Annotated in this window: 18 protein-coding genes; 17 read left to right on the top strand and 1 reads right to left on the bottom strand. The window is 39.4% G+C overall.

The genetic code is table 11. The features are described 5' to 3' along the window. The first annotated feature begins 195 nt into the window (after positions 1-195). The 14 genes from IEV52_RS19130 (at position 196) to IEV52_RS19200 (ending at position 12856) form a co-directional block, all read left to right on the top strand. Entirely contained in the window at positions 196-1053 is an 858-nt protein-coding gene (locus IEV52_RS19130) for a hypothetical protein (protein ID WP_188404174.1), read from the top strand. A 39-nt stretch (positions 1054-1092) separates the two neighbouring features. After that, the gene (locus tag IEV52_RS19135; protein WP_188404175.1) at positions 1093-2622 is read left to right on the top strand and encodes a hypothetical protein; all 1530 of its coding nucleotides are present in this window, start codon (positions 1093-1095) and stop codon (positions 2620-2622) included. Positions 2623-2754: 132 nt separating this feature from the next. Then, the gene (locus IEV52_RS22390) at positions 2755-3222 is read left to right on the top strand and encodes a redoxin domain-containing protein (protein WP_373869444.1); all 468 of its coding nucleotides are present in this window, start codon (positions 2755-2757) and stop codon (positions 3220-3222) included. A 2-nt stretch (positions 3223-3224) separates the two neighbouring features. Then, entirely contained in the window at positions 3225-3398 is a 174-nt protein-coding gene (locus IEV52_RS19150) for a hypothetical protein (protein ID WP_188404177.1), read from the top strand. Between the two features lie 132 nt (positions 3399-3530). Then, positions 3531-4586, top strand: coding sequence for an SDR family oxidoreductase (locus IEV52_RS19155; RefSeq protein WP_188404178.1), 1056 nt, complete (start codon positions 3531-3533; stop codon positions 4584-4586). Between the two features lie 349 nt (positions 4587-4935). Next, a complete protein-coding gene (gene rsgA / locus IEV52_RS19160) occupies positions 4936-5997 on the top strand; it encodes a ribosome small subunit-dependent GTPase A (protein ID WP_188404179.1) in 1062 nt (353 codons plus the stop codon). A 114-nt stretch (positions 5998-6111) separates the two neighbouring features. Continuing rightward, positions 6112-6516, top strand: coding sequence for a secondary thiamine-phosphate synthase enzyme YjbQ (locus IEV52_RS19165; RefSeq protein ID WP_188404180.1), 405 nt, complete (start codon positions 6112-6114; stop codon positions 6514-6516). 228 nt (positions 6517-6744) lie between these two features. Further along, complete coding sequence (locus tag IEV52_RS19170) at positions 6745-7938, top strand: branched-chain amino acid ABC transporter substrate-binding protein (RefSeq protein ID WP_188404181.1); 1194 nt, start codon at positions 6745-6747, stop codon at positions 7936-7938. A gap of 93 nt (positions 7939-8031) precedes the next feature. Then, on the top strand, positions 8032-9018 hold the full coding sequence (locus IEV52_RS19175) for a branched-chain amino acid ABC transporter permease (RefSeq protein ID WP_188404182.1): 987 nt from the start codon (positions 8032-8034) through the stop codon (positions 9016-9018). 10 nt (positions 9019-9028) lie between these two features. Further along, a complete protein-coding gene (locus IEV52_RS19180; protein WP_188404183.1) occupies positions 9029-10318 on the top strand; it encodes a branched-chain amino acid ABC transporter permease in 1290 nt (429 codons plus the stop codon). 15 nt (positions 10319-10333) lie between these two features. After that, positions 10334-11110 carry an ABC transporter ATP-binding protein gene (locus tag IEV52_RS19185; RefSeq protein ID WP_188404184.1) on the top strand — a complete coding sequence of 259 codons (777 nt, stop codon included), beginning with the start codon at positions 10334-10336 and terminating at the stop codon, positions 11108-11110. A gap of 12 nt (positions 11111-11122) precedes the next feature. Continuing rightward, positions 11123-11830 (top strand): ABC transporter ATP-binding protein, encoded by a 708-nt coding sequence (locus IEV52_RS19190; protein ID WP_188404185.1) that lies wholly within the window; start codon positions 11123-11125, stop codon positions 11828-11830. Positions 11831-11944: 114 nt separating this feature from the next. Beyond that, entirely contained in the window at positions 11945-12415 is a 471-nt protein-coding gene (locus tag IEV52_RS19195) for a low molecular weight protein-tyrosine-phosphatase (protein ID WP_188404186.1), read from the top strand. 15 nt (positions 12416-12430) lie between these two features. Beyond that, complete coding sequence (locus IEV52_RS19200; RefSeq protein WP_188404187.1) at positions 12431-12856, top strand: GNAT family N-acetyltransferase; 426 nt, start codon at positions 12431-12433, stop codon at positions 12854-12856. Positions 12857-12943: 87 nt separating this feature from the next. Here the strand turns inward: IEV52_RS19200 and IEV52_RS19205 are convergent, their stop codons facing one another. Continuing rightward, positions 12944-13198: a GlsB/YeaQ/YmgE family stress response membrane protein gene (locus tag IEV52_RS19205; RefSeq protein ID WP_188404188.1), complete on the bottom strand. Its 255-nt coding sequence runs from the start codon at positions 13196-13198 to the stop codon at positions 12944-12946. 156 nt (positions 13199-13354) lie between these two features. On the opposite strand from IEV52_RS19205, the gene IEV52_RS19210 reads away from it, so the two are divergent. From IEV52_RS19210 to IEV52_RS19220, 3 genes are all read left to right on the top strand, one after another. Next, positions 13355-14230, top strand: a complete 876-nt coding sequence (locus IEV52_RS19210; RefSeq protein ID WP_229754378.1) for a YihY/virulence factor BrkB family protein — start codon at positions 13355-13357, stop codon at positions 14228-14230. 307 nt (positions 14231-14537) lie between these two features. Then, positions 14538-15134, top strand: coding sequence for a DedA family protein (locus IEV52_RS19215; RefSeq protein ID WP_188404189.1), 597 nt, complete (start codon positions 14538-14540; stop codon positions 15132-15134). 112 nt (positions 15135-15246) lie between these two features. Next, the gene (locus IEV52_RS19220; protein WP_188404190.1) at positions 15247-15693 is read left to right on the top strand and encodes a VanZ family protein; all 447 of its coding nucleotides are present in this window, start codon (positions 15247-15249) and stop codon (positions 15691-15693) included. The last annotated feature ends 17 nt before the right edge of the window (positions 15694-15710 follow it).

The following is a 15710-nucleotide window of genomic DNA, read 5'->3' on the forward strand; positions in this document are numbered from 1 at the left end:
CTATAGAATATACGAGTTATCGAAGTTAAAGTTTCATAAACAAGCTCATGACGGCTTGATTTTTTAAGACAATGTTCCTCTTGATTTCTTTTGAATTTTTGTCTTGTTTAGGAAGTAATGACTATTTTGGACAATGACCGACAAATATTTCATGAATTGGATGTATTATATAGTTGGAAGAAGGGAGGTGAATTTATGCGAATACCAAACCTCATTATGCAGAGTTTGATCGCGGGTGCCGTCCTTTTTATACCAGCAGAAGTTTTTGCTGAGAAGGAAAACACAGAAAAACGTAATCCTGCTGCTGAGAGGAATCGATCAGCGGTGGAGCAAGGAAATCCAGCAGCAGAACAACTTCCAGAACAAGCGCAAAAGCAAACAGAGCCCACAGAAAAAGTGTCTAAACCACAGCCTTCTTTGACCAGTGATAAGAAAGCTGAAGTCACTAGACCTGATTCAAAAGGGTCTCAGAAAAGTTCTGAAGTAAGGCAGAAAAATGCAGCTGCTGAAACAAAGCCTTCTCAGAAGACACAAAACCAAAGTGGGATAAAAAAACAAGTTCCTCAAAGACCATCAAAAAAGAATGTTCCAATTAATCAGTCCCAAATTAAAAAGGCTGAAACATCAGAAAGAGTCATACATAGAAAGTCATCTTTAAGCAAATCTGCATTGTCTGAAGAAACGGTAAAGAAATACAATGGGAAGAAGTTCACAGCGAAGAAGGATACTAAAAAATCACTGCCTAAAAAGGCTGTTACTAAGTCTCCTCAAGAACGGCCATCTCACCCAGTTTCAAAACATCCGATTTCAAAGGCAATTCCAGCGGCATCAAGTCAAAGCTCTTCCCATTCGTCATCAAATACAGATGTAGGAACAGGAAATGCTTCTTTAGCTAATTTTAAAGCTAACTTAGTGCTGCCATTAATTTTTGCTGAAAATGAAAAGGTTTCTGTGTATTTTAGCAGAATGGACCTCTTGAGAAGTCAATGGGTGAACGCACCGCCTTCAAAACCACCGGAAGCCGCTCTTAAATTTTTCAAAAAGATTGTGTGATGAAAACCAACTATCTGAAAATTTAAGGAGCGAATTATAATGAAAAAAGTCAACCGTACATTTGTAAAATCTTTAGTATTTGCTGGAACATTAACTCTTGCGGCAGTTGTAGGAACTGGTGCTGCTGAAGCAGCTGGGCATAAAACAGAGAAAGCAATTGCAGCACAAAACGCAAAAGCTTCTCAAGGAAATGTACAGGCTAAAGATGAGAAGTTAGCGAAACCATCTAAAGTTACTGTGAAAGTTCAAAAGCCAGTTAAAGCTGAAAAGCCAGTTAAAGCTGAAAAAGCAGCTAAACCTGCAAAAGCTGAAAAGGCTGCTAAAGACAAGAGTCATTCTCAAGCTGCTGAACATGCGAGTGAAAACGCAAAGAAACATGCTGCTCCAAACTCTGCTGTTCATGCTGTTCCTGTTAAAACAGAAGAACCTGTTGTAACAGAGCCAGTTGTTGAAGAACCAGCTGAAGAAGTTGTGGTACCTGTTGAGGAAGAAGAAACAGAAGTAATTGAAGTGGAAATTCCTGAAGCAGACACTGAGGAAGGTAAAACTGAAGACACTGTGACCGAAGATGAGGATGCTACGCGTAACGAAGATGATTCTGATGTTGACTCTGACGAAGAAGCTGTTAAAGAAGACGAAGATGATTCTAAAGACGAAGAAGTCCAAGAGGAAAATGAGGATAACCCAGTTAAAGAAGAAGAGGAAACAGATGTAATTGCTGACGAAGATGCAGTTAAAGAGGATGATGATTCTGACGAAGAAGAATCTGAAGATACTGAAGAAGTAAAAGAAAATAAATCTCTTCAAAACAAGATCAACTCTAATGCATTTGAGCGTTCAAGTGAAAACGCAAAATTGCATGCTGCACCAAACGCTGCTGTACACGCTGATGCTGATGCAACAGAAGAAGTACCAGCGGAAGAAGAAGTAACTGAAGAAGCACCAGCAACTGAAGAGACTACAACTGAAGAAACTGCAACTGAAGAAGAAGTAACTGAGGAAGCACCAGCGACTGAAGAAACTACTACTGAAGAAGTTGTTGAAGAAGAAACAGAAGTAAAAGAAAATAAATCTCTTCAAAACAAAATCAACTCTAATGCATTTGAGCGTTCAAGTGAAAACGCAAAATTGCATGCTGCACCAAACGCTGCTGTACACGCTGATGCTGAAGCAACAGAAGAAGTACCAGCAGAAGAAGAAGTAACTGAAGAAGAAGTAACTGAAGAAGCACCAGCGACTGAGGAAACTGCAACTGAAGAAGAAGTAACTGAGGAAGCACCAGCGACTGAGGAAACTGCAACTGAAGAAGAAGTAACTGAGGAAGCACCAGCAACTGAAGAAACTACGACTGAAGAAGAAGTTACAGCTCTTTTAAACAAGATCCGCTCTTTTGCAGCTGAGCGTGCAAGTGAGAACGCAAAGTTACATGCAGCAATCAACGCAGCAATCTTGGCAGCTGAAGACGTTTTATCAGAAGAAGAGACTACAGAAGTTGTCGAAGCACCAGCAACTGAAGAAGATCTAACAGAAGAAACAGTTGAAGTAGTAGTAGAAACTTCAACAAAATAATGATTGAGAAGTCAGGGATTCGCGGTCCCTGGCTTTTTTGTGCTCTCAGTACTCATGAATGACTATATATTCCAACGTTTTCTTTTAAAAGTTCAGGGAAGTATATTCTTAAGACTGAAGGAGGTGGGTTATTTGTTAAAAACAGGGGATAAAGCACCGGATTTTACTTTGCCATCCACTTTACAAAAGGATATTTCATTATCAGATTTCAAGGGTAAGAAAAATGTCCTTGTGGCTTTTTATCCATTGGATTTTACACCTGGTTGAATTAAGGAAATAACCTCTTGGAAAGAGGACTACCAGCGATTTAAAGATGCCAATACGGAAGTGCTCGCTGTAAGTGTGGACCATATATATTCGCACAATGTCTTTGCCGCAGCACTAGGGACCCTTCCATACCCACTTTTGGCTGATTGGCATAAAAAAGTAACGAAAGATTTTGGTGTTTTAAACGAAAAAAACGGAACAGCCATCAGATCATGTTTTGTTATTGATCAGAACGGGATTGTCCAATTCTGCAACCATACATTTGATGCAAATGAAAAATTGCAATATGAAGAAGTGTTTAAAGCCTGTGAATCATGTGGAAAGGATGCATAGACGTGGGAAAAGATAAACAAGACCAAAAACCGTATGAAGATCCAACTGCTCATGCAGAGCAAGAGATCAATCGTTACTTTTATGATGAAAATCAAGAGAAGGATGGCCATCCTACTGACTATATGAATAGTGAGATGCCAGCCGTCAATATTGCAAAACCAGATGATGAAAAATAAGGCTGCTGTCATAGCAGCTTTATTTATTTGCTTAACCTGTTCTTCTATCTTGAAACCGGCGCCATATATAAGATGTTGTGTTACTATATAGAGGAAGTATGCTGATATAGGGAATAGGAAGGAACCGGCTTAATGAATATTTTTCTTACCGGAGCTACCGGTTTTTTAGGTGGACGCTTAATTCAAAACTTGTCACGTGAAGGTCATACCCTTTACGTTTTAGCGCGTAACTTGGAGAAAGCTGAACAGCTTATTCAGAAGACGGCAGATTTAAAAGGCAGTATTCATATTATTCAAGGGGATATTACTGTCCCTCATCTAGGTATAACAAAAGAGGTAGAAAAAGAGCTCCTGAATAAAATCGATGTGTTCTATCATATGGCAGCTCTTGTGAAATTTGATTTGGATCTTAAAGAAGAACTTTTTCAAATAAATTATTCTGGAACGAAGCATGCACTTGATGCTGCAAAGAAAATGGGTGTTTCTCATTTTTATTATGTAAGTACAGCATATACGCTTGGTAAGGATGAATATGCGAAAGAAGAGCTTCACTCCTTAGACCGTGCATTTAACAATCCATATGAGGAGAGTAAATGCAAAGCTGAACATCTATGCATGGAATATAAAGATTCATACCATATAACAATCTTAAGACCTGCAATCATTATCGGCGATTCAAAAACAGGGGAAGCAGACTCCAAGTTTACCTTATATGGTTTATTAAGAAGTCTTGAAGTATTCAAAAAAAGATTTCAGCGTAAAGGAATTAATGATCGTATCTTTCATTTACTCTGTGAAGAAGGCAGTACCCAGAACCTTGTACCTGTAGATTATGTGGCAGATGTTTTGTCAGGCGTCTTGAGAAAAGGGCGAGAAAATAACATCTATCACATTACGAACAGTCAGCCTCCATTAAGTGCAGATGTGTTTCAAATCATGCGGGAGAAAGCTGGTTTAGAGATCTATAAACTTGCTCCATACGATTATGAGCGATACTTGAACGAGGAAGAAAGAATGTTAAACAGTGTGATTGAGGTCTATAAGAATTACCTCAATCGTAATATAAAGTTTGATGATTCGAATACACAGCAATTGCTCCAAGAGGTTGATGGGAATCCTTTAAATATGGACATCGCCATGATAAAACGAATCATTGGAGGCTACAGCGGGGCTTCTGTTTCGAAATAAAATATTATGCATCTATTTACAGATTTTGCATATACTGCTATAGTGAAGAAGTAAATTAATTTCTAATGAAACCCAAGGAGGGATGTATGATGAGACAACTTAATGGATTGACTTCAGAGAGTGTAGTTCATGTACAGCCTATTGGGACAATGAAGATCAGCAAATAATTAATTTGCTATATTTATCTTCGTTTAAATTTGTCATTTAAACCATGGGCTGTGCATACAGTGCCATGGTTTTTTATATGGAGAAGGGTTATTTGTGTACCTTTCTTTTGTAAAGAACCTAAGTAGATTAGGTTCTTTTTTATTACAAAAAATTTGACAATATTAATTCGGAGGCTATTACATTGAATTTAAAATCACTAGGCTGGAATCAAACATTTGAAGAATCATTTAAATCATTTGAAATTCTAAATCTTGTTCCAGGAAGAATCAGTATCGAACATAAAGGACTATATAACGTTCTTACAGAACACGGAGAATTGCTCGGAGAGATTACAGGGAAAATCAGATTTAATGCGACAGGGAGGCATGACTTTCCTGCTGTTGGAGATTGGGTTGCTGTTCAAGCCATTCCTCAAGAAGGAAAAGCATACATTCATAATATACTGCCGCGAAAGAGCAAGTTTTCTCGAAAAGCAGCTGGGCATACAACGGATGAGCAGATAGTAGCGACTAATGTTGATACTGTATTTTTAGTTAATGCGTTAAATCAAGACTTTAATCTGCGCAGACTTGAACGCTATCTTTTGATGGCATGGGAGAGCGGTGCTACACCTGTTATTGTTTTAAGTAAGGCAGATCTATGTGAAGATGTACAAAAATATATAGATGAAGTAGAAACGATAGCGTTTGGTGTTCCAACATTTGCTGTCAGTGCTGAAAAAGGAACAGGACTTGAAGCTCTTTCCTCTTATATTTCCGAAGGTGAAACGGTTGCCCTTTTAGGCTCTTCAGGTGTTGGTAAATCAACACTTGTTAATAAGCTGTTTGGTTCAGAGATATTAAAAACGAATACGATCCGTGATGAAGATGGAAAAGGGAAGCATACAACAACACACCGTGAATTGCTCGTGCTGGATGGCGGAGGTATTCTAATTGATACTCCAGGAATGAGAGAACTTCAGCTCTGGGAGGGAGATAATAGTTTAAGTCATAGCTTCCAGGACGTTGAAGGACTTGCAGAAAAATGCCGTTTTCGTGATTGTACGCATCATAATGAGCCAGGCTGCGGAGTTCAAGCTGCGATTGAATCGGGTGAGCTGAACAAAGAACGCTATAACAGCTATTTGAAGCTACAGCGGGAGTTGGCTTACTTTGCGCGAAAAGAAGATCAAAAGCTGGCACTTGCTGAAAGAGCAAAGTGGAAAAAAATCGCGGGTGACCGCACACGCGTTCATCGAAAATAATGTTCTTAAAACCCCCAAAGGTTTTCTTTTGGGGGTTTACTTTTTTCTGTTTCTAAGATAAAAAGGATTTGTTTAGGGAACCATCAAATTAACAAGGTAGAGGAGGGATTTTAATTGTCTCAAGTTTTTACGATACAAACGCATAAGCGTGATGAAATGTATGAGATTACGAGTTCACTGCAGGCTTACCTTGAAGAACAGCAGGTAAATGACGGGGTGATGTACATATACTGCCCTCATACGACGGCTGGGATAACGATCAATGAGAATGCAGATCCCGATGTTGTCAAAGACATGTTAATGAGGCTGGACGAAGTCTATCCGTGGGAGCATCCTAAGTACCGTCATGCAGAGGGAAACTCAGCTTCCCATTTAAAAGCTAGTACAGTAGGTTCATCACAAGTTGTATTTATCCAAAACGGCCAGCTTCTTTTAGGGACGTGGCAAGGCGTATACTTCTGTGAGTTTGACGGACCGCGCAAACGGAAGTACCACGTAAAAATAATGAAGAGTAGATAGAAAAGCTTTAAAGATTCACTGACACATTCAGTGGATCTTTTTTATTCACTACTTTAGCACTAGATGGTTGAATCTGGAAAGAAATTTGTTGAATATTAGGGAAAACTTTTAAATTTAATATAATATCTCTATTTTTTCTAAAATTTTGTTGTCTAAATCGTCATATTAATGTACTATTTTTTTAAATAGTAGAAATTATCAAAATTTTCAAACGAGGGGGATTTTTAGGTGGGAATTAAAAAAGGGTTAAAAGTATTGGCAGCTTCTGCCTTATCACTAGGACTTTTAGCAGGCTGTAATGCTTCTGGAGGATCAGGAGGCAGTGGGGGAGGAAGCGGAAAAGTTATTAAAATTGCTACGCAGACTCCTTTATCAGGCGGAAGTGCAACGCTTGGTGAATCCATTAAACTAGGCGCACAACTTGCTTTAGAGGAGAATAAGAAAAAGTTTGAAGATTTGGGGTACAAGCTTCAGCTTCAGCCATATGATGATCAAGGAGACCCTAAAAAAGGTGTTGCCAACGCACAGCTTATCGGTTCTGATAAAGCAATCCTTGGAGTGGTTGGACACTTGAATTCTGGTGTTTCTATTCCTTCATCAGAGGTATATGAAAAATATAAAGTACCAATGGTCTCTCCAGCCAATACGGCAACGGAAGTAACAGACCGTGGTTTGAAAACTGTAAACCGTATCGTTGCACGTGACGACTTCCAGGGACCTGCTGGTGCAGACTTTGCGATTAATAAACTAGGAGCTAAGAAGATCTTCGTTGTTCAAGATAAGACGGCTTACGGAACAGGGCTTGCTGATGCGTTTAAAAAGGCAGCAGAAGATGCTGGAGCCGAGATTCTTGGATACGAAGGTATCACAGTCGGAGAGAAAGACTTTAACGGTGTTCTTACACAAGTATTGTCAAAGAAACCTGATTTAGTATTCTTTGGTGGTCTCTATACAGAAGGCGGCCAGTTGATCAGACAAGCTCGTGATAAAGGTATCTCTATTCCTTTCATGGGTGGCGACGGACTGGATTCATCTACACTAGTTGAAATCGCTGGAGACGCTGTAGAAAACGTATACTACACGTCTGTTGCAGCAGATGCGAGCAAAACATCTGAAGGACAAGATTTCGCTGCTAAATATAAAGAAAAATTCAATAAAAATGTAGAATCTTATTCTGCTTATGGTTATGACTCTATGAGCGTTCTATTAAAAGGACTTGAAGCAGCAATCAAAGGAAGTGACGGAGATCTTCCAGCCCGTGAGAAGGTAGCTGAAGAAGTTCGTAAAGTTCAAGACTTCCAAGGTGTTGTAACTAAAGTCGGTTTTGATGATATCGGAGACAACAAGTTTGCAAAAGTATATATCTACAAGTTCAGTGAAGCTAAATATCCAGGAGTCCAAGAAGGCGAAATCAGTAAGTAAACCTATGTTTACAAGAGAGGGAATGACCCTAAAGGCCATATCCCTCTTCTTTTTTACAAACATACTCCCTAGTTCTGAAAGAGAGGAATATTTATGTTAGCTGAAATTTTACAAAGTTTGCCTCAAGTCCTTGTAGATGGACTAGCTCTTGGTGCCATTTATGCCGTAATCGCACTTGGTTATACAATGGTTTATGGAATATTAGAACTTATCAACTTTGCTCATGGTGAAATTTTTATGACGGGTGCCTTCATTGGTGTAGCCATGCTGATTCTTATGACAGGTATGGGCTGGTTAGCAGCTATGCCTGCAATTCTTGCCTTGATTCTTGTGTTGATTGTTACATCTGTTCTCACTGGCTTCATGGGCGTTGGAATTGAACGGATGGCTTACAGGCCACTCAGAAATTCGCCAAAGTTGATTACGTTGATCTCTGCAATCGGTGTATCCTTCTTATTGCAGGACTTGGTTCGTTTTATTACTGAGTACAAAAGAGGCAATTATATCTTAACGGGTCCATCGATGTTTAACGAACAGTTTTCCATTAAATTTTCAAGCATCTCATCTTCATTTAGTGATGCGTTCTTTAAAACGTCTACATTGATTCTGGTTGTTGCCGTTATCATTATGATGGTCGGATTGGACTTTTTCGTTAACAAAACAAAATGGGGAATGGCGATGAGAGCAGTAGCTCAAGATCGAGAAACCGCATCGCTCATGTCGATTAATGTGAACAGGGTCATTTCTCTTACCTTTTTTATAGGTTCAGCATTAGGCGGTGCGACAGGAGTTTTATTCGCTGTACAGTACGGAACGATCGATCCATACATCGGCTTTATTCTAGGATTAAAAGCTTTTACAGCTGCTGTACTTGGCGGGATTGGAAATATCCGTGGAGCGATGGCTGGCGGACTCATGCTGGGACTTTTAGAAATGTTTGCAGCAGCGAATCTTCAGCTTCTAACGGGCGGTATCTTTGGTGCTGAGTATAAAGATGTATTTGCATTTGCCATCTTGATTGTTGTCTTGATCTTCAAACCAGAAGGACTGTTTGGCAAAGCAGTTACTGAGAAAGTGTAGGTGAGGTTCCATGCAAAAGCTGACTAATAAATTAAAAGGCAACAAGCTCGCACAAATTATTCTGCTCGTGCTTTATGTAGTGGTAACTTCATTAAGTCTATATTTGGCTCAAGCCTCCGTTACCGCATTCTTATTAATGCTGTTTTCATTGTTGCTGCTGTATTATACGGAGTTGCCAGTCCGATTAAAGTGGCTTATCGCAGGAGTCGTGCTGATTGGAGTCATTCCATTTGTCTCTAGTACAGGACCGGGCTATCAATCGTACATGGAGGTCGCGACAGTAGTTGGTATCTATGTCGCTATGGCTCTAGGCTTGAATATCGTAGTAGGTTTGGCAGGATTGCTGGATCTTGGGTTTGTAGCTTTCTTTGCAATTGGTTCTTATACCTATGGCATATTTGCTACAGGTCAGGCAGCTAACTTTATGCCATTCGGTTCTTTCCCTTTATCCGGAAATAGTTTTTGGATCTTTATCTTGATCGGTTGTTTTGCAGCTGCACTTTTCGGAGTTTTATTAGGAATCCCGGTACTTCGTGTAAAAGGAGACTATCTAGCTATCGTTACGTTGGGGTTTGGAGAAATTATCAGGATTGTTTTTAACAACCTTGATAAGCCTGTAAACATCACAAACGGAGCCATGGGCTTAGCTTCTGTTCAACCGCCTGAAATATTTGGCTATCAGTTTGTTTATCCTAACCAGTTCTACTATATTGTCCTTGGTATTTTGCTGCTTGTTATTCTGGCGGTTAGACGATTTGAGTTTTCAAAGATCGGCCGGTCTTGGAAGGCTGTAAGAGAAAACGAGATCGCTGCACAATCAATGGGAATTCATCTTGTAAGGACTAAACTTTTAGCATTTGCTATTGGGGCTTCTTTTTCAGGAATGATGGGGGTTGTCTTTGCAGCAAAGCAGACGTTTGTTGACCCTACGAGTTTTACGCTGCTAGAGTCTATTACCATTCTAGTAATGGTTATCTTAGGAGGAATGGGCAGTGTGCCAGGTGTTATTCTTGGTGCTGCTGTTATCACGATTCTTAACCTGCAGGTTCTTACAGAAGTTACTAATTATTTGAATCAGCTGAGTCTGGACGGTGTGATCAGTTTTCCAGAGGCACTGTCTCCAGCAAAGATGCAGCGATTTATATTTGGAGCGATCCTGATTGTATTTGCAATCTATCGCCCTCAAGGGTTAATTCCGGCCAAAAATCCTGTATTTGATGAGGAATCGTTAAAAGAGGGATCGAAAAAGCACAAAAAAGAGCAAATTGCGGTTGAACCTGATAAAGGGTTTCAGGCTTAAGGGGGCGATTTAAAGATGTCAATCTTAACAGTTAGTAATCTGACAAAACAATTTGGCGGACTTGTCGCCGTAAATTCAGTGGATATGACAGTTGAAAAAGGGTCGATCACAGCTGTGATCGGACCAAATGGTGCAGGGAAAACAACATTCTTTAACTTAATTACTGGCGTGTATCAGCCTGATAAAGGAAACGTTCAACTCGGCTCAACATCATTAGTAGGATTAAAGCCGCATGAAATTTCTCGACACGGGATCGCCCGTACGTTTCAGAACATACGTCTCTTTTCAAACATTACCGTTTTAGAGAACGTGATGGTGGGCCTGCATAAACAGTTGCAAGCTGGGATTGTAGGTACGCTGTTTCAAACAAAAAGAGTTCGTGAAGAGGAAAAACAGGCACAGGAAGAAGCCTATCATTGGCTAGAATATGTAGGACTTGCACAGCATCTAAACGAAGATGCCCAGAATCTATCTTATGGTGCTCAGCGAAGGCTGGAAATAGCTCGTGCTCTGGCAACGAAACCAAAACTGCTGCTTTTGGATGAACCAGCAGCTGGGATGAACCCAAGAGAAACACGTGAATTAACAGAGTTTATACACAGGATGAGAGAAGACTTAGATATGACGATCGTGTTGATCGAGCATGATATGAAACTGGTCATGGAAATATCAGAACAAATATTTGTACTCGATCATGGTGAGAAAATAGCTGAAGGAAAGCCTGCCGAGATCCGTAATAATGTAAAAGTAATTGAAGCTTATCTTGGAAAAAGTGCCGTAACGCCAGCGTAAAGGGGGAGAACGATGAGTATTCTGCAATTGAAAGATGTAAACACATTTTACGGTGGTATTCATGCGCTAAAGGGGATCAGCATCTCTGTTGAAAAAGGAGAAATCGTTACTTTGATCGGTTCAAACGGTGCAGGGAAATCCACTACTTTAAAAACGATCAGCGGGCAGGTCCTTCCGAAAACCGGAACAGTTATATATGAAGGCAGTGATATCTCTAAACAGCCGGCTCATATAACAGCACAAACGGGAATCGCCCATGTTCCAGAAGGCAGAAGGATTTTTCCTAGATTAACGGTAAAAGAGAATCTTGAGATGGGTGCTTTTATTGTAAAGGATAAAAAAGTGATTAAAGATAGGATGGAACAGGTTTTCGATTACTTTCCGCGGTTAAAGGAACGATTGAGCCAAAAGGGAGGTACAATGAGCGGCGGAGAACAGCAGATGCTCGCCATCGGCCGAGCGCTCATGTCAAAGCCCCGTCTATTGCTGCTCGATGAACCTTCAATGGGATTAGCACCTGTTATTGTTGAGCAGATCTTTGATATCATCAGTGATCTGAACAAAGAAGGAATGACTATTCTTCTGGTCGAACAAAATGCTTTTCAGGCTCTGCAGATAGCCCATAGAGGATATGTTATCCAAACCGGTGAGATCGTAATGGCAGGTCATGGACAAGAATTAATAAAAAATGAACAAGTAAGAGAAGCATATCTAGCATAATGAAAAAAGAAAACCAGCTTTCAATAGCTTGGTTTTTCTTTTTGTGTACATTTTCCCTTTATTATTGGATGAATTTGTTATACCTTTAATAGGAAGATGAAAGGGGTATGATCCATGATTAAAGTACTCTTTGTATGTTTAGGCAACATCTGCCGATCCCCAATGGCAGAAGCGATTTTTCGGGATCTTGTAAAAAAGGAAGGACTTTCGGAAGTGATTTCGGTTGATTCTGCCGGAACCGGAAATTGGCACGTCGGTGAACCTCCTCATGAAGGAACAAGAAATATCCTTACAAAGAATGAAATTTCCTATGAAGGTCAAAAAGCTCGTCAGATAAAAACAAATGACCTCACTCAATACGATTATATTATTGGAATGGATGCTGAGAACATCGGGAACATGCATAAGATGGCCGGTCAATCAAAGACAGGTATGATTGCAAGACTATTAGACTTTGTGCCAGATATTGAATATGAAGATGTTCCAGATCCATACTTTACAGGTAATTTTCAGGAAGTGTATGAATTAGTAACAGCAGGATGTGAAAGGCTGTTAATCGAAATTAAGAATAGAGAGTCTTTGTAAAGCAGGAGGTAAGGAATGGGTGAGATCAGGCAGTTATCTTTAGAACACGAGGTGCGTGAAGCTTTTCCAGTAATGAATCAGCTTCGGACACACTTATCAGAAGACTTGTTTTATGAATTATTTCTTCAAATGAAAGGTGAAGGCTACACGTTATTTGCAAACTACCGAGATGAAAAGATCGTTGCTTTAGCAGGGTTTGCTATTTTAACAAATCTATATGATGGAAAGCATGTTTATTTATATGACTTAATTACAGACCAAGAAGAGCGTTCTAAAGGATACGGGGAAGAATTGCTATCCTTTTTAGAATCTTTCGCTGTTCAAAATAATTGCAACTGTATAACATTAAGTTCTAATGTGAACCGTATAGACGCTCACCGTTTTTATGAAGAAAAGATGCATTATGAAAAACCAAGCTATGTGTTTAAGAAAGGATTCTAACCCCAAAAAAGCTGACCCAGGACGATCAAATGATCAACTTGAGTCAGCTTTTCTTGTTTAGATTAATTATGTTCTTTTTCGTTCTAATTAAGCACGGCTACGCATACTGCGCATGATCCAGCTTACAATAAGTACAACGACGATAGCTCCGATGATCGCAGGGATAATAGCAAATCCAGCTACTTCAGGACCCCAGTCACCTAATAGCAATCCACCTAACCATGCACCAACAAAACCTGCGATGATGTTACCGATAATACCACCTGGTACATCACGTCCTGTTAATAGTCCTGCTAACCAACCGATGATTCCTCCAATTATAAGTGCCCATAATAAAGTCATTTAAAATTCCTCCTTTTTTTGTTTGTTGTAATATGGAATTATTCTTAAGTTACCCATAATAAAAAAATATAAACTTCTGAAGAAAAAAGTTTTCACACTTAAAGAGAAAGGGAATGATAAAGGAAATATATAACCATGTAAAGGGTGAGAGGACCATTGACTTTATGGCATATCATTAAAAATATGAAAGCAAGATCGTTTGGAATTGAATTTATGCACGGCTTTAAAAAAGGGGATGTAACAGGGCTGGCTGCGCAGCTCGCTTACTATTTTCTTTTATCATTATTTCCGTTTCTAATCTTCTTATTAACACTCGGTGCTTTCTTTATTGAACCGGCTGAAGCTCTTGACTTGCTGGAACATTTTGTCCCGGCTGAAGCAATGGATTCTGTAAGAGAAAACTTACTCGCAGTGCTAGAAGGGAGAAGCGGAGGTTTATTATCGATCGGAATTCTAGCTACGATTTGGTCTGCCTCTAACGCGATAAATGCTGTAATTAAAACATTAAATGAGGCGTATGGGGTTGAAGAATGCAGAAGTTTTATTAAGACGAGGCTATTGGCGATCTTCCTGACGTTCGGTGTTATTTTTTCTTTTATCATCGCATTAGTTTTTCCGGTGTTTGGCAAGATGATCGGAAACGCTGCTTTTTCTTATTTAGGCTTAAGTGATGAGTTTTTACAGATTTGGGGTGTGCTGCGCTGGCTGATAAGTTTCTTTATTATTGCGACGGTCGTGTCGGTGCTGTATTACATGGCTCCTTGTAAGAAATTAAAGTATAGTGAAATTTGGTATGGTTCCCTTGTTGCAACCTTTTTATGGCAGATCGTATCAGCTGGTTTTGCTTTTTATGTAGATCATTTTGGGAATTATTCAGCTACGTATGGAAGTATAGGAGCGATTATCGTACTCATGCTCTGGTTCTATCTGACTGGAATCGTTCTATTATCTGGCGGAGTGCTGAATGCTACGTTTCATAAATATAAGATTGATTTTGCCAAGAAAAGGGGCTTGTTAAAAGCTGAATCCTAGGAAAGACTAAAAGCAACTTTTCGTTAAGGAGGTTTTATTGCCATGGGAAAAAGCAACAAGCAGACCCACAACAATAAGAATAATAAAAATGAAAGTAAGCACAAAACAAGCAGCAGTGCTAACAAGAAAAATAACTTTCATTAATCGTAACGAATGGTTAAAAGCTGTCCAGAAATGGGCGGCTTTTTTTGCGTTTATATGGAAAAGGGACAAGTTTAAGACTTGTTTAACGAAATGTTTATGGCAAATTCCGACTTGTGTTATAATGTTTCTCGTTACTCTTGAACAGAAAGGGAGGGTGAAAAGTGTGGAAGAACTTATTCTCTCATTTATTGAATTTTTAAAGCAATTTTCTTATTTTGGATTGATTATTGCACTGACATTTGAATTCGTCCCCGCAGAGCTTGTATTGCCTCTGGCCGGATTTTGGGTATATGAAGGAGATATGAATTATTGGCTTGCTGTATTGGCAGGGACAATTGGGGGAACGTTTGGCCCTTTAACGCTTTACGCACTTGGCAGATATGGCGGGAGACCTTTTCTGATCAAATACGGAAAGTATGTTTTTATTAAAGAAAAAGAAATTGATGCAGCTGACCGCTTTTTTGATAAGTATGGTGCTGGGGTGGCTTTCTTTGGACGATTTCTCCCAGGGGTACGAACAACCATCTCTGTTCCTTGCGGTATGGCTAAGATGAATGTTTGGGTCTTTTCGATCTACACGTTTATTGCCATGTTTCCAATCACCGCTTTTTACATCTATCTTGGTAAACAGTTTGGTCCACAATGGAAGGATGTCGGAGCGAAGGCAGAAGAATATATGCTGCCTGTAGCTGGGATCATTGTTGTCGCAATTTTATTATTCTTTGTTGTAAAAAGAGCACGTAAAAAAGTGACAGCGTAAAATGCTGGGAGAAAGTTTGTGTCTTTTACCTGTATCTCCTTAAGAGCTTTGCGTGATACACTTAATAAGGCACTTATGGGAATCTCATATATAAAGGCAGGAGAAAGGCAGTATGAAAAAAGTTAGAATCATGTTTAGTATATTGGGTGCATTTCTTTTTATTTGCTATTTTGCACTCGTGGTTAAAGCCACGCTTTTCTCATTTAATGAATATGTCTATGGAAAATCAGCCAATCTCGTTTTATTTGATAGCATTAAACAGATGTGGAGAAGCGATAACGATTGGCTTATTCTTAAGAACATCATCGGAAACGTACTGCTTTTTATGCCTTTTGGATTATTGCTGCCTTTAATATTCCGAAAATTAAATTCTTGGCGGTTCATGTTTGTGGCCGGTTTTGGTACAAGCTTTCTTATCGAAGTTCTTCAATATGAATATTTCAAACGAATCTTTGATATTGATGACATTTTTTTAAACGGAATAGGCGCGATGACAGGGCTGTTTGTCTATAAGTTTTTAGCCGTTTTGTTTCGTTTTTTCGAACGAGCATTTAAATAAAAAAAACCGGGCATCTG

The organism is Fictibacillus barbaricus, from assembly GCF_014635025.1.
Classification (GTDB): Bacteria; Bacillota; Bacilli; order Bacillales; family Fictibacillaceae; genus Fictibacillus; species Fictibacillus barbaricus.

Coding starts and splice junctions, on each gene's coding strand:
- IEV52_RS19135 (WP_188404175.1), top strand. CDS start 1,093: ATGAAAAAAGTCAACCGTACATTTGTAAAATCTTTAGTATTTGCTGGA.
- IEV52_RS19180 (WP_188404183.1), top strand. CDS start 9,029: ATGCAAAAGCTGACTAATAAATTAAAAGGCAACAAGCTCGCACAAATT.
- IEV52_RS19190 (WP_188404185.1), top strand. CDS start 11,123: ATGAGTATTCTGCAATTGAAAGATGTAAACACATTTTACGGTGGTATT.
- IEV52_RS19175 (WP_188404182.1), top strand. CDS start 8,032: ATGTTAGCTGAAATTTTACAAAGTTTGCCTCAAGTCCTTGTAGATGGA.
- IEV52_RS19185 (WP_188404184.1), top strand. CDS start 10,334: ATGTCAATCTTAACAGTTAGTAATCTGACAAAACAATTTGGCGGACTT.
- IEV52_RS19200 (WP_188404187.1), top strand. CDS start 12,431: ATGGGTGAGATCAGGCAGTTATCTTTAGAACACGAGGTGCGTGAAGCT.
- IEV52_RS19155 (WP_188404178.1), top strand. CDS start 3,531: ATGAATATTTTTCTTACCGGAGCTACCGGTTTTTTAGGTGGACGCTTA.
- IEV52_RS19195 (WP_188404186.1), top strand. CDS start 11,945: ATGATTAAAGTACTCTTTGTATGTTTAGGCAACATCTGCCGATCCCCA.
- IEV52_RS19130 (WP_188404174.1), top strand. CDS start 196: ATGCGAATACCAAACCTCATTATGCAGAGTTTGATCGCGGGTGCCGTC.
- IEV52_RS19220 (WP_188404190.1), top strand. CDS start 15,247: ATGAAAAAAGTTAGAATCATGTTTAGTATATTGGGTGCATTTCTTTTT.
- IEV52_RS19205 (WP_188404188.1), bottom strand. CDS start 13,198: ATGACTTTATTATGGGCACTTATAATTGGAGGAATCATCGGTTGGTTA.